We start from the raw sequence: 14005 nt of genomic DNA on the forward strand, positions 1-14005 counted from the left end.
ATACATGGAAGGAGACGTTGACGCTATGAGCCGCAAGATTCGACTGATTGCCCCGCTGGCTGCCGCCGTGATTCTGGCTGGTTGCTCCACAACGGACCCTTACACTGGCCAGACCGATCGTAACAACACCGGTATCGGCGCTGCCGTGGGCGCCGCAGTGGGCGCAGCGGCAGGTGCCATCAGTGGTGACGGTAGCACCAGCAAGCGTGATCGTGCGCTGATCGGGGCCGCCGCCGGTGCTGCTGTTGGTGGCGGGATTGGCGTTTACATGGACCGCCAGGAAGAACAGTTGCGCCAGAGCATGCAGGGCACCGGTATCGGAGTAGAGCGTCAAGGCGACAACATCGTGCTCAACATGCCGAGTAGCGTGACCTTCGGCTTCGATTCCGCCGATCTCACCGGCAGTGCCACCAGCGCATTGAATGATGTGGCGAATGTCCTGACCCAGTATCCGGAAACCCGCATCAACATCGCTGGCCACACCGACTCTACCGGTGACGCCAGCTACAACCAGCGCCTGTCCGAGCGACGCGCGCAGTCCGTCGGCAGTTACCTGCAAGGCCAGGGCGTGGCGTCCAACCGCCTTTATGTCAGCGGCTATGGTGAAAACCAGCCGGTGGCCAGCAACAATACCGAGGAAGGTCGCGCGCAGAACCGTCGTGTCGAGATCACCCTGACGCCGACCGGCCAGCAGGGATAAGACGACACGCCTGATTCCAGGCCCGTCGACATCAAGGCCCGCGCTCCGAAAGGACGCGGGCCTTTGTGTTGGCTGGAGCGGTCAGGCATTCGGCAGATGCCTTCCGCGACCTCTGGGCGATTGTCCCGCTATCATAGTCCTCTTTATCCTGCGATGGATGACCGCGGATTCCCCATCGCGATGCACACCAGGCGGAATGCCATGCTCTCTTATCAACACGCTTACCATGCCGGCAATTTCGCCGATGTTCACAAGCATTTATGGCTTTACAGTGTTACCGAACACCTATTACGTAAAGATAGTGCTATTACGTTTGTAGATACGCATGCGGGACGAGGTAGCTATCCTCTCGCTGCCGCTGAAACGGCACGTCTCAAAGAGTACGAAACCGGTGTTCAGCGGCTGTGGGTATCTCGTCACCAAGGCGACGTGAAAGAGCAGGAGCTGTTGAGTGCCTGGCTCGATGCTGTCGCCTCGTTGCAATCAGGGTCGACAGGATTGTCCCACTATCCTGGTTCGCCCTGGTGGCTGGGGCATCGTCTGCGCAAGCAGGACCGCCTTCGCTTGTTTGAGCTGCACCCGGGTGAGCACGGCCATTTGACCCAGCAATCGCTGGTGGATGCTGACACGCTGCCGCTTATCCAACGCATCCATGGTGATGGACTGGCGGGATTGAAATCCCTGGTGCCGGTGAAAACACCAAGGCTTTGTGTGTTGATGGATCCCAGCTTCGAGCAGAAGTCCGAGTACCAGGAGGTGGCCAGGACCCTGGTACATGTGCTCGGCAAGGTTCGGCATGCCGTGATCATGCTGTGGTACCCACTGCTGCCGGCTGGACGTCATCAGGACATGCTGGAGGAGCTGCGCTCAAGCGGTGTGCGCAAACTGTGGCGCAGCGAGGTCAGCCTGGCCCCTCCTGGCGAATCCCGTCACGGCATGTACGGCAGCGGCATGTTGATCGCTAATCCTCCCTGGGGCGTCGACCAGCGCATGGGCGCTGCCATCGACACCTGGCTTCCATTGCTGGGACCTCAGGCTCGTCATGAACAGCACTGGTGGGTAGAAGAGTAGGGCGCCAGGCCCAGGTTCTGAGCCACCATAGAGCTGCTACCTGGCGCCACACCAGCAGCTCCCGGACGGATGCGAACCGCGCCTAGGGCGATTCGAACAGCAGCCGAAAACCCACCGGCGACGTCCGCGCGATGGAAGACAGGCCGGCGATATCTTGAAGGGTGGCGATACCCTGGACGAGCCCCAGTGAGGAGGCGTCGACCCAGATCGGCTGATCGGAGACGACCAGCCAGCGCGATTCGGAAAGTCGAACGACCATCACTGTGGTGTCATAGTCGCTGCCAGCAGCGCCTAGAGTGACGCTAACGGGTACCCGGGCCAAGAGCGTGTCGCCGGGCATCAGCGACGCAAACTGCGTGGGGTCCAGGTTGCTGCTGATCGCCAGGCTAGGAGTCGGGAACAGGTGCTCTTGCATGCGCTCATCGCGAATATCGATACCGCTATCGAGAGAGGCGGTGGTGGCCTCGATAGCCACCTTGCCGTCGTCGTCGATATGGCCCGTTAGCGAGCCAACGACATGCGTTTCACCGACGCTTTCATTCTTCACTGAACCGAACCACAGGCGTGATTCGTCATCTATCAGGTTCCAGTCTGCCGAGGCGTTGGCCGATAGGCAGGCAAGTCCGAGGGCGGCTGACATGACTAGCGCTTTCATGAGCGACTCCTGAAGGGGGCAGCATGTCCCTCCAGTGTAGAGAGTCGCTCACTATCTTCTGTACGCAGCGACCCCCGGCATTGTGCCGTAGCGGCTTGAGAAGGGCGTGTGCGGTCTGACGAGCGCTGTCACTTCCCGATGCAGAAGCTGCCGAAGATCTCGCCCAGCAGGTCATCGGCGCTGAATTCACCCGTGATCTCTCCCAGGGCTTGCTGCGCGTCTCGCAGGTCCTCGGCCAGCAGCTCGCCGGCACCATGGCCCATGAGCTGGGCATTGCCGTTATCCATGGCCTCCTTGGCCCTGTCGAGTGCATCCAGGTGTCGCCGTCGTGCGGAGAACCGGCCTTCGGTGGTGGCTTGGAAGCCCATGATGCTCTTGAGATGGGACTTCAGGTTATCCACACCCTCGCCAGAGCGGGCTGACAGCCGGAGGGTAGGTGGGGTTGTGGATAGATCGAGCCCTGCTGCTTCACCACTCTGGTCAACCTTGTTGCGTACCAGGGTGAGGCGAGCAGGGTCTGGCAGTCGTTCGACAAACTCTGGCCATATCTGCATAGGGTCGGTGGCACTGGTGGTCGTGGCATCCACCAGCAGCAGCACGCGGTTGGCCTTCTCTATTTCGCTCCAGGCCCGTGCAACCCCGATCTTCTCCACCGCATCCGGGGTGTCCCGCAAGCCCGCCGTATCGATGATATGCAGCGGCATCCCGTCCAGGTGGATATGCTCACGCAGGACGTCTCTGGTGGTGCCTTCGATGTCGGTGACGATCGCCGTATCCTGCTCTGTCAGCGCGTTGAGCAGGCTCGACTTGCCGGCATTGGGGCGTCCGGCAATGACCACGCTCATGCCTTCGCGCATCAAGGCACCTTGGCCGGCGCTGGCTCGCACATCGGCCAGCTGGTCCATCAATTGCTGAAGCTTGGCGGCGACGTGGCCATCGGCAAGAAAGTCGATTTCCTCCTCAGGGAAGTCGATGGCCGCCTCGACGTACATGCGCAGCTCGATCAGTCGCTGAACCAGGGATTGGACGCGGCTGGAAAACTCACCCTGCAGGGAGCGCAGAGCGTTCTCTGCCGCTGTCCGAGAGCTGGCGTCGATCAGGTCGGCGATGGCTTCTGCCTGGGCCAGGTCAAGCTTGTCGTTGAGGAAGGCGCGTTCAGAGAATTCGCCTGGCCTTGCCAGCCGGGCGCCGAGGGAGACACAGCGCTCCAGCAGCATATCCATGATCATCGGACCGCCATGCCCCTGCAGTTCCAGCACGTCTTCTCCGGTGAAGGAGTGGGGGCCCTGGAAGAACAGCGCAATACCCTCATCAATGATGCTGTCAGCGCCCCTGAAAGGGCCATAGAACGCTTGGCGTGGCTCAGGTTGATGGCCCAGCATCGCCTTGGCGATGTCCCGACAGGCAGGGCCCGACACGCGAATGATGCCGACGCCTCCACGCCCGGGCGGGGTAGCAAGTGCGCAAATGCTGTCCTGGGTATAAAGCGGGGCGGTCATATCCAAGCTCCTGAAGGATTGGGCCTATTGTCGGGTGCCTGACAGCGCATTGCCAGCCTGGCGGGACACGCCTGTCAGGCTCGCCGGCCTGAAACGACAAACCCCCGCCGAGGCGGGGGTTCACTTGCTGATCACACGGGGCTTACTTGGTCTTCAAGCCCTTGCCGACCTCGGGGTCGTCCTCGATCTTGCGGGTGATCACATACTGCTGAACGATCGAGATGCAGTTGTTGCACACCCAGTAGATGACCAGACCTGCAGGGAACCACAGGAAGAAGAAGGTGAAGACGATCGGCAGCATCTTCATGATCTTCGCCTGCATCGGGTCCGGAGGTGTCGGGTTGAGCAGCTGCTGCACGAACATTGATGCCCCCATCAGGATCGGCAGCACAAAGTACGGGTCCTTCACCGACAGATCCTGAATCCACAGCATGAACGGTGCATGGCGCAGTTCGACGGATTCCAGCAGCATCCAGTAAAGCGCGATGAACACCGGCATCTGGATGAGGATCGGCAAACAGCCACCCAGAGGATTGATCTTTTCCTTCTGGTAGAACTTCATCATCTCCTGAGACATCTTCTGGCGATCATCGCCGAAGCGCTCCTTGAGACGCTGCATTTCCGGACCCAGCTTGCGCATGCGTGCCATGGACTTGTAGGCCTTGGCAGACAGCGGCCACAGGGCAGCCTTGACCATGATGGTCAGGATCACGATGGACCAGCCCCAGTTGCCGATCAGGCTGTGGATATGATCCAGCAGCCAGAACAACGGGTTGGCGATAAACCACAGCCAGCCGAAATCGACCGTCAGCTCCAGATTGGGGGCAACGGCCTCGAGGCGCTCCTGGACCTTGGGACCCATGTACAGGGTCGCGCCAAGGCTGGCTTCTGCCCCCGGTTCCAGCGTCTGAGACTGACCAGCGAAGGCGGCGACGTTACGGTCCTGACTATCGGTGGCAGCGTAGAAAAGATTGTCCTGCTGCTGCGGCGGCACCCAGGCAGAGGTGAAGTAGTGCTGAATGATGGCGACCCAGCCGCCCTCGACTTCACGATTCTGGAAGTTCCCGGCCTGGATGTCCTCGAAATCGATCTTTTCGTAGCGGTTGTCCGGTGACGAATAGGCAGCACCCAGGAAGGAACGCATGCCCATCTTGGGACCCGTTGAAGGATCGGGGTTGTTGTCCCGTGCCAGTTGCCCGATGAAGCGTGCACTGACGGCGGACTCGCCACCATTGGCCAGCAGGTAGGACACATTGACCGCATAGTCGTCACGCTTGAAGGTAAAGCGCTTGATGATATCGATGCCGTTGACGGTGGCGGTCATGTCGACTTGCAGGTTGTCCTGGCCATCGACCATGCGATATTCGGTCTTCTCCGGGGCAAAGGCGATGCGGCCGCTGTTGCCATCAAGCTGAAGCCCTGAACGTGCGACGTAGCTCAGCGTGCTGTTGTTGGACAGCAGCACGTAAGGACGATCTCCGTCCTGGCTCATCAGGTGCTGCGGCAAGGCGGCGTAGACGATATCGCCACCTTGAGGATCAATGCGTACGTCGAGCACGTCGGTGATGACCGCGACGAGATCTCGACTATTGGCGGCGGGCTCGCTGCTGCCCGGCAGTTCACTGCCAACATCATTGGCGGAACTGGGTGCCGCGAGGCCTTGAGAAGAAGAAGCGTCGCTGGCATCTGCTGCGTTGCTGGTGATAGCCGGAGCATCGGGAGTGCTCGGCGGCTGACCATAATCCTGGTTCCACTGCACCATGATCAGATAGGCGAGCACCGCCAGGGGTATCAGCAGGAGTAGTCGTTTTACGTCCATGAGGGGTCTGCCCGAAGGGAAGTGAACATGCCGATGGCGTCACGCGAGACGCCTGCGTGAAATACACGAAAGCCTGCCAGAGGCAGGCCAAGATTCGTACGAAGACGTTCCGCGTCGCGAGAGGTGACGTCAAGGGGCCAGGAGAGGGACTCGCTCATGCTCAGACGGAGTGTGGTCGGCATTGCACAGTCTCTCACTACCTAGCTGCGGCGTCGCTGCGGCTCTGGCTGGGCAGCACCGGCCTGGCGAGGATCTTTCGAGAGTCGTGACTTTTCAGCCTCTCGTTCAAGGCGACGCCACATACCGAACAATTGTCGCTGCACGGTATCGTTGTCGGCCTCGTTGATGCCACGTCTGGCCAGCAGGACGATATCCACAGAGGGAAGTCGGTGCTGGGCATGGCGAACGGACTCTCGAGCCAGTCGCTTCAGTCGGTTGCGATCTACCGCTCGGCGTACGTTCTTCTTGCTGAAGACAAGGCCCAGGCGCGGGTGCCCCAGTTCATTGGGAACAGCCAGCGCCATCAGGCCTTTGCCGTGAACCTTGTACACCGCCCCATCAAACACACGGCGGTAGTCCCCGGCAGTCAGCAAGCGGCAGTGCCGGGGAAAGGTCAGACAGGTCACGCAGGACCTGCTTAGGCGCTCAGGCGCTTGCGGCCTTTGGCACGGCGACGTGCCAGAACGGCGCGGCCGTTCTTGGTAGCCATGCGAGCACGGAAGCCGTGCGCGCGCTTGCGCTTGAGAACGCTCGGTTGGAATGTGCGCTTCATAACTCGTTAATCCCACAGTGGTTTTTTGGAACGGATAGACATCCAGAGGCGCCCGGAATCCGCTCGGGCCTCCGGGGGTATTCGGCTCAAGACCGGACATTTTAGTGATTTCAAGCCCCGGGTGCAATCTTTTCACTGAGCGCCCGACATCGAGGAGTGCGCGCCGGTCGCTGGCGATGTGGGGGCTTGTGACTTCACGGAGCAGCGCTTTCTTAACACTACTAGTAAAGGAAGTTCTTGACTGATGTTGTGATTATTACTGGGGATAAAGATTGTGGATAAGCCATACAACTATCAACATATCATCATGTTGCGTTGCAAATAAGAATGTGGAGAAGACGTTGAGCAGCTGAGGGCAGCCGGTGTAAGGAAGGTGGACAGGATGCGAAATTATCCACAGCCCGGATGATGCGTTCAGCTTGTCCCCGACTCATCATGGGTAGCAAACATGTGTTGTCCACAATGTTTTTCAGGTCCTCAAGTCGTGTGGATAACTCGTTCAGACGCAGCTACAATATGCGGTCGTTCTTCAACCAAGGTAGCTCGCGTGTCGCTCGCTCTCTGGCAACAGTGTCTACAAACCCTTCAGGATGAACTGAGTTCCCAGCAGTTCAACACCTGGATTCGCCCATTGCAGGCGGAAGAAGGGGAGTCCAATCAGCTTCGGCTGCTGGCACCCAATCGCTTTGTGCGCGATTGGGTCAGTGACAAGTATGCAAAGCGAATCAGTGAGTTGATGCGGGAGCTTGCGCCGGCAAAGCCGCCCAAAGTGATGCTCACTGTGGGTAGCCGACGGGCAGCGTCGCCCGCTCCCCAGACGCGGGATCTGGGTGATCCGGTCTCCGCCAGCGCGCCACGTGCCCCCGCGGTGCATACGCCACCCCGTGGGGATGTCGGCGATGAAAGGGAAGTCGATCGGCTGCGGGACGAGGGCAACGACCCGGTGGCGCGCTCCGCTGGAGGGGAGCGTCAGGTACAGGTAGAGGGTAGCCTCAAGCACTCCAGCGGGCTGAATCCCAACTTCACCTTCGAGACCTTCGTCGAGGGCAAGTCAAACCAGCTGGCTCGAGCCGCGTCTCGCCAGGTGTCGGAAAACCCCGGCGGTGCCTACAATCCCCTGTTCCTGTACGGTGGGGTGGGTCTTGGTAAGACACACTTGATGCACGCGGTCGGTAACGCGCTGGCAGGGCGCCGCGAGAACGCCAGAGTGGTGTATCTCCATTCCGAGCGGTTCGTTGCCGATATGGTCAAGGCGCTGCAGCTGAATGCCATCAACGATTTCAAGCGTTTCTATCGTAGTGTCGATGCGCTGTTGATCGATGACATCCAGTTCTTTGCCGGCAAGGAACGCTCCCAGGAAGAATTTTTCCATACCTTCAATGCGCTGCTTGAAGGCGGTCAGCAGATGATTCTGACGTCTGACCGCTATCCCAAGGAGATCAGTGGGGTCGAGGAACGCCTCAAGTCTCGCTTTGGCTGGGGCCTGACGGTTGCCATCGAGCCCCCCGAGCTCGAGACGCGAGTCGCGATCTTGATGAAGAAGGCGGATCAGGCAAAGGTCGACTTGCCCCACGATGCGGCGTTCTTCATTGCCCAGAAGATCCGTTCGAATGTGCGCGAGCTGGAAGGTGCCCTGAAGAAAGTCATCGCTGACTCGCACTTTATGGGCAAGCCGATTACCCAGGACTTTATTCGGGAGTCGCTCAAGGATTTGCTGGCCCTCCAGGACAAGCAGGTAGGCGTGGACAATATTCAGCGCACTGTCGCTGAGTATTACAAGATCAAGCTGGCCGACCTTCTGTCGAAGCGACGTTCGCGTTCAGTGGCTCGCCCGCGCCAGGTCGCCATGGCATTGGCCAAGGAGCTGACGAACCATAGCCTGCCCGAAATCGGGGATGCCTTTGGGGGCCGTGACCACACCACCGTGCTGCATGCTTGCCGAAAGGTGCAGGCGCTGCAGGAAGAAAATGCCGACATCCGTGAAGACTACAAGAACCTGCTGCGGTTGCTGACAAGCTGAGGCTGAGTGGCCAACCACGGCATTCAATGCTGTGTCATCACACCCCAGAGGGGTTGCCCGGGGGCCATGGATGTATCGATGACGTCTGACCCTGGGCGATACTATGCCACCAAGACACACAGCGCCTGTGGCGCCGTGTATATGTCACTGACTGATACCCCGTCTCACTCTCTCGGACAAGAAGTGGAGCCGACATGAAATTTTCCATCTCCCGCGAAGCGCTACTGCGGCCGTTGACGCTGGTCGCCGGCGTGGTCGAGCGTCGGCAGACCTTGCCGGTGCTTTCCAATGTGCTGATCCAGGTCGAGCAAGACGAAGTCGCGCTGACCGGTACCGATCTAGAGGTTGAGCTGGTCGGCCGCACTGTCGCTAGCCAGGTCGACGAGCCCGGCGCGATCACAGTTCCGGCGCGCAAGCTGATGGATATCTGCAAGTCACTACCGGATCAGTCTGAACTTGAGCTGTCCATCGAGGATGGTCGTGCCGTTCTGCGAAGTGGGCGTTCGAGATTTACCTTGTCGACGCTTCCGGTGGCTGAGTTTCCGAATATCGAAGATGGCCAGAGCAGCGTAGAGTTGGCGCTTCCGCGGGGGACGCTCAAGCAGCTTATCGATGCGACCTCATTCGCCATGGCACAGCAGGATGTGCGCTATTACCTGAATGGTCTGCTGCTGGAGTTCGCCCCTAACCTGGTTCGCTCCGTCGCGACCGACGGCCACCGTCTGGCGGTGTGCTCTCGGCCCGCCGACATCCAGGTCAGTGCTTCCCAGAAGCTGATCGTGCCTCGCAAGGGCGTACTGGAACTGGTGCGTCTACTGGATGACTCGGAAGAGCCCGTCAGTCTGACCCTCGGCTCGACCCATATTCGCGCCCACACCGGTGACTTTACCTTCACCTCCAAGCTGGTAGACGGGAAGTTTCCGGACTATGAGCGAGTGGTCCCGAAGGGCGGTGACAAGGTCTTCATTGCCGAGCGAGCCGAGCTTCGTCAGGTCCTGTCGCGTACCGCGATTCTTTCCAACGAGAAGTATCGTGGCGTTCGTCTGAACCTTGAGGAAGGCAACTTGAGGGTGATGGCCAACAACCCTGAGCAGGAAGAAGCCGAAGAGAACATTGCTATCGAGTACAGCGGACCTGCCATGGAGATCGGCTTTAACGTCGGCTATCTGATCGATGTTCTCAATGCTGTCGGTGAAGACCGGGTGCAGATGACCTTAGGCGACCCTAACAGCAGTGCATTGATGGAAGAGCCGGGTGGTGGTGATGCGCTCTACGTCGTGATGCCGATGCGCCTTTGATGTCATGTGCCGTGCTCAAGGCTGATACATGCCGTTAGACCGTTTGGTGTTTCAGGGCCTGCGTAATCTGCAGGCCCTTGATGTTTTGCCTTCGCCAGGAATCAACTTGATCACTGGCCGGAATGGCAGTGGCAAGACCAGCCTGCTTGAAGGGATTCACCTGCTGGGCATGGGGCGCTCCTTCCGTGCCCGCAAGCTCGCCCAGGTGCTGCATCACGAGGTCGATACGCTCGTCCTGCATGGGCGTCTGGCCGGAGATCCTCCGGTGGCCATCGGACTGCGTCGGTGCCGGCATGAGAGTGAGCTTACCTTGCGTATTGGCGGTGAGCGCGTCGAGCGCCTGTCACAGCTTGTCGAAACGCTCCCCCTCCAGTTGATCAATCCGGATGCATTCCGTTTGTTGGAAGGCCCTCCAGCCGGGCGTCGCGAGTTTCTCGATTGGGGAGTGTTTCACGTGAAACATGACTTTCTAGGAGCCTGGCAGCGCTTTAGACGGGCCTTGAAACATCGGAATGCCCTGCTCAGGCATGGTAGAATGGACGCCCAGACGCTGGCAGTCTGGGAGCATGAGCTGGCAGTTTCAGGGGAGAGGATGGACGCACTGCGCGATGAGTGGGTCGATGCCTTTTCCCCCATCTTCCACGAAACCCTCGAAGGCTTGATTAGCCTGCCGGAATTACGTTTGCGCTACACCCGTGGGTGGGATCGTCAGCGCTCGCTGTCCGAGGTATTGGAAGGTGCCAGGGACACTGATCGTCAGATGGGATTTACCCAGCAGGGTCCGCAGAGAGCTGACCTCTCCATCAGGCTCGGCAAGCGCCCGGCTGTTGAAGTGCTTTCACGAGGACAGCAGAAACTCGTCGTGAGCGCACTCAAGCTTGCACAAGGAAGGATGCTGGAAAGGTTGACGGGGCGAACCTGTCTTTACCTGATCGACGATCTGCCCGCCGAACTGGACCATGACCATCGCAAGGTCTTTTGCCAGTGGCTGGAGCGGATGCGCTGCCAGGCCTTTATTACCAGCGTGGATCACGAGGTGCTGGCCGACCTGTGGCAGCCCGATACACCCTTGGCAATGTTTCACGTGAAACATCTCGCTGATGGACGAGGCCAGCTGCAGGCCATAGACAGACAGACTTCATGACGGAGTGGTCAATGAGCGAACAAGCTTACGACTCATCGAGCATCAAGGTACTGAAAGGCCTGGATGCCGTACGCAAGCGGCCCGGGATGTACATCGGCGATACCGATGATGGTACTGGCCTGCATCACATGGTGTTCGAGCTGGTGGACAACTCCATCGACGAGGCGCTGGCCGGACACTGTAGCGAAATCAAGGTGATCATCCATCCGGATGAATCCATCACCGTGAGCGATAACGGCCGCGGCATTCCGACGGATATCCACGAAGAGGAAGGCGTGTCCGCTGCAGAGGTCATCATGACGGTCCTGCACGCTGGCGGTAAGTTCGATGACAACTCCTATAAGGTCTCCGGCGGCCTTCACGGCGTAGGCGTGTCTGTTGTCAACGCGTTGTCCGAAGAGCTCAAGCTCACCATCTGGCGCGCTGGACAGGTGCACGAGCAGGTGTATCGTCACGGTGTGCCTGATGCTCCGCTCAGCGTCGTGGGACAGACCGAGAAGACCGGGTCTCGTGTCCACTTCCGCCCGTCGCCTGAGACATTCGGTAATATCGAATTCCACTACGATATCCTGGCCAAGCGTCTGCGCGAGCTGTCCTTCCTGAACTCTGGGGTCGCCATCCGCCTGCTTGATGAACGGAGCGGCAAGGAAGAACTGTTTCACTACGAAGGCGGGCTCAAGGCTTTCGTCGATCACCTCAATACGAACAAGACCGTGCTGAATCCTGTCTTCCACTTCAATGTGGAGCGGGAAGATGGTGTCGCGGTCGAGGTGGCGATGCAGTGGAATGACACCTTTGCCGAGAATATCTTCTGTTATACCAATAACATCCCGCAGCGGGATGGTGGTACGCACCTGGCGGGCTTCCGTGCTTCTTTGACTCGCACACTGAATCATTACATCGAGTCTGAAGGCTTGTTGAAGAAGATGAAGGTCAGCACTTCCGGCGATGATGCCCGTGAGGGTTTGACGGCGATCATCTCGGTCAAGGTACCTGACCCGAAGTTCTCTTCCCAGACAAAGGACAAGCTGGTTTCCTCCGAAGTAAAAACGGCGGTGGAACAGGAGCTTGGAAGATCGTTCTCGGAATATCTGGTAGAGCGGCCGAATGAGGCCAAGGCTATCGTCAACAAGATGCTTGACGCTGCCCGGGCTCGAGAGGCTGCACGTAAGGCCCGCGATATGACTCGCCGCAAGGGCGCGTTGGATATCGCTGGCCTACCCGGCAAGTTGGCAGACTGCCAGGAGAAGGATCCCGGCCTGTCTGAACTCTACCTGGTAGAGGGTGACTCTGCCGGTGGCAGCGCCAAGCAAGGGCGTGATCGACGCACCCAGGCCATCCTGCCGCTGAAGGGCAAGATTCTTAATGTCGAGAAAGCACGTTTCGACAAGATGTTGTCCTCCGCCGAGGTGGGTACGCTGATCACCGCGCTTGGCTGCGGTATCGGGCGTGAGGAGTTCAACCCAGATAAGCTGCGTTATCACTCGATCATCATCATGACCGACGCCGATGTGGATGGATCGCACATCCGTACGCTGCTGTTGACGTTCTTCTTCCGGCAGATGGCCGAGCTGATCGAGCGTGGTCATGTCTTTATTGCTCAGCCGCCGCTGTACAAGATCAAGCGCGGCAAGCAAGAGCTCTACCTCAAGGATGAGCAGGCGATGACTGACTACCTGACCACGACAGCGCTGGATGGTGCGCGTCTGTGTGTCAGCGAGGATGCCCCGGGCATTACTGGCGCTCAGCTTGAAACCCTGGTGAATCAGTATCGTGACGTGATGAAGCGGATCGATCGTCTGTCCAGGGTCTATCCCAGCGAGGTGCTGCGCAAGATTGTGCACGCGGCCAAGCTCGACGGTGAAAACAGTCTGCGTGACAGAGTTACCATGCAGAACTGGATCGAGCACCTGCAGAAGGAAATGGATGACCTGGTCGCCTATGAAGGTGGCCCGCGTTATACCTTTTCGCTCCAGGAAGATGACGAAAGGGGAGTCTTCCTGCCTGCCGTGACGCTGATCGCTCACGGTGTAACCACCGACTATGTGTGGGGACTCGACTTCTTCACCAGCGCTGACTACAAGGCCATTGCAGGCCTGGGTGAGACTCTGGAAGGGCTGCTTGAAGAGGGAGCGTACGTGGCACGGGGTGAGCGCAAGAAGCCCGTAAAGACCTTCTATGAGGCGCTGGACTGGCTGATGCATGAATCCCAGCGTGGCCTTTCTATTCAGCGCTACAAGGGTCTGGGGGAGATGAACCCGGAACAGCTTTGGGAAACCACGATGGATCCCAACACCCGCCGCATGTTGCGTGTGTCGATCGAGGATGCCGTGGCGGCGGACATGATGTTCAACACCCTGATGGGCGATGAAGTCGAGCCACGCCGTGACTTCATCGAGCGCAATGCACTGGTGGCCAACCTGGACGTGTAGATAGTCCAGTTGGAGCATGGTGGCTTCGATGTTTCACGTGAAACATCGTCCCAGGAAGAGCCCGATCTGTTCTCAGGTCGGGCTTTTTCGTGAGCGATGGATAAAACTTGCCGGGATGCATGTTAAAGCGTCGCGGTGAAGAGCCCGGATGACGAATCGTTGACCGGACATTTTAGATCAAGCCTCCCAGATCAATTTCCCTGTGGACAGCGTCTGGAGGCGCGATTGAAGCCAATTGATATACATAGTGTTTCCTGGATCCCAGCTGTGGATAACGTTGCGCGTAAAACGTCTGTTGATGCCTTTTTCGGAACGCGCCTGTGAATAATATTTCTAGATAGCGTATGCCTTCTGTGGGTTGTGTCCCGATTTGGCGGTGGCACCCTCTTCAAGGGAAGGGAAGGGAAGGGAAGGGAAGGGAAGGGAAGGGAAGAGGAGAAAAGAATAGCGGAGCGCGTTGATGGCAAGCCGCCAGGGGAGGAGCAAGCTGTTTACGCTAACAGAAGAGATGGGGTGAAAACCCTAAGAAGATGGACTTGGCAACGTTAAAAGGTAACGTGGGCTGCGCTGGCTTTGCCACGATGATGTTTCATAA

The 14005-nt window shown here is 58.8% G+C and carries 11 protein-coding genes; 6 read left to right on the plus strand and 5 right to left on the minus strand.

All coding sequences use genetic code 11. From position 1 onward, the window contains the following. Positions 1-25 precede the first annotated feature (25 nt). Together KUW18_RS05365 and KUW18_RS05370 are read left to right on the plus strand one after the other, a co-directional pair. A complete protein-coding gene (locus tag KUW18_RS05365) occupies positions 26-700 on the plus strand; it encodes an OmpA family protein (RefSeq protein ID WP_206942090.1) in 675 nt (224 codons plus the stop codon). 201 nt (positions 701-901) lie between these two features. Then, entirely contained in the window at positions 902-1771 is an 870-nt protein-coding gene (locus tag KUW18_RS05370; protein WP_206942091.1) for a 23S rRNA (adenine(2030)-N(6))-methyltransferase RlmJ, read from the plus strand. An 82-nt stretch (positions 1772-1853) separates the two neighbouring features. Here the strand turns inward: KUW18_RS05370 and KUW18_RS05375 are convergent, their stop codons facing one another. The 5 genes from KUW18_RS05375 to rpmH form a co-directional block, all read right to left on the minus strand. Beyond that, positions 1854-2426: a YceI family protein gene (locus KUW18_RS05375; RefSeq protein WP_222560960.1), complete on the minus strand. Its 573-nt coding sequence runs from the start codon at positions 2424-2426 to the stop codon at positions 1854-1856. A 128-nt stretch (positions 2427-2554) separates the two neighbouring features. Next, on the minus strand, positions 2555-3925 hold the full coding sequence (gene mnmE, locus KUW18_RS05380) for a tRNA uridine-5-carboxymethylaminomethyl(34) synthesis GTPase MnmE (RefSeq protein WP_222560961.1): 1371 nt from the start codon (positions 3923-3925) through the stop codon (positions 2555-2557). 142 nt (positions 3926-4067) lie between these two features. Then, on the minus strand, positions 4068-5744 hold the full coding sequence (gene yidC, locus KUW18_RS05385) for a membrane protein insertase YidC (protein WP_222560962.1): 1677 nt from the start codon (positions 5742-5744) through the stop codon (positions 4068-4070). Between the two features lie 200 nt (positions 5745-5944). Beyond that, positions 5945-6370 (minus strand): ribonuclease P protein component, encoded by a 426-nt coding sequence (gene rnpA, locus KUW18_RS05390; RefSeq protein WP_206942095.1) that lies wholly within the window; start codon positions 6368-6370, stop codon positions 5945-5947. A gap of 11 nt (positions 6371-6381) precedes the next feature. Then, positions 6382-6516 (minus strand): 50S ribosomal protein L34, encoded by a 135-nt coding sequence (rpmH, locus tag KUW18_RS05395; RefSeq protein ID WP_008959105.1) that lies wholly within the window; start codon positions 6514-6516, stop codon positions 6382-6384. A 547-nt stretch (positions 6517-7063) separates the two neighbouring features. Here rpmH and dnaA point away from each other — a divergent pair. The 4 genes from dnaA to gyrB all read left to right on the plus strand — a co-directional run bounded on the left by dnaA (position 7064) and on the right by gyrB (position 13410). After that, positions 7064-8536, plus strand: a complete 1473-nt coding sequence (dnaA, locus tag KUW18_RS05400) for a chromosomal replication initiator protein DnaA (protein WP_222484262.1) — start codon at positions 7064-7066, stop codon at positions 8534-8536. A gap of 194 nt (positions 8537-8730) precedes the next feature. Continuing rightward, positions 8731-9834, plus strand: coding sequence for a DNA polymerase III subunit beta (dnaN, locus tag KUW18_RS05405; protein ID WP_206942097.1), 1104 nt, complete (start codon positions 8731-8733; stop codon positions 9832-9834). A gap of 28 nt (positions 9835-9862) precedes the next feature. Continuing rightward, positions 9863-10978, plus strand: coding sequence for a DNA replication/repair protein RecF (gene recF, locus KUW18_RS05410; RefSeq protein ID WP_222162268.1), 1116 nt, complete (start codon positions 9863-9865; stop codon positions 10976-10978). An 11-nt stretch (positions 10979-10989) separates the two neighbouring features. Then, positions 10990-13410 (plus strand): DNA topoisomerase (ATP-hydrolyzing) subunit B, encoded by a 2421-nt coding sequence (gyrB, locus tag KUW18_RS05415; RefSeq protein ID WP_206942100.1) that lies wholly within the window; start codon positions 10990-10992, stop codon positions 13408-13410. Positions 13411-14005: the final 595 nt, after the last annotated feature.

It is taken from the genome of Halomonas sp. DP5Y7-2 (assembly GCF_019802025.1).
GTDB classification, from domain to species: domain Bacteria; phylum Pseudomonadota; class Gammaproteobacteria; order Pseudomonadales; family Halomonadaceae; genus Halomonas; species Halomonas litopenaei_A.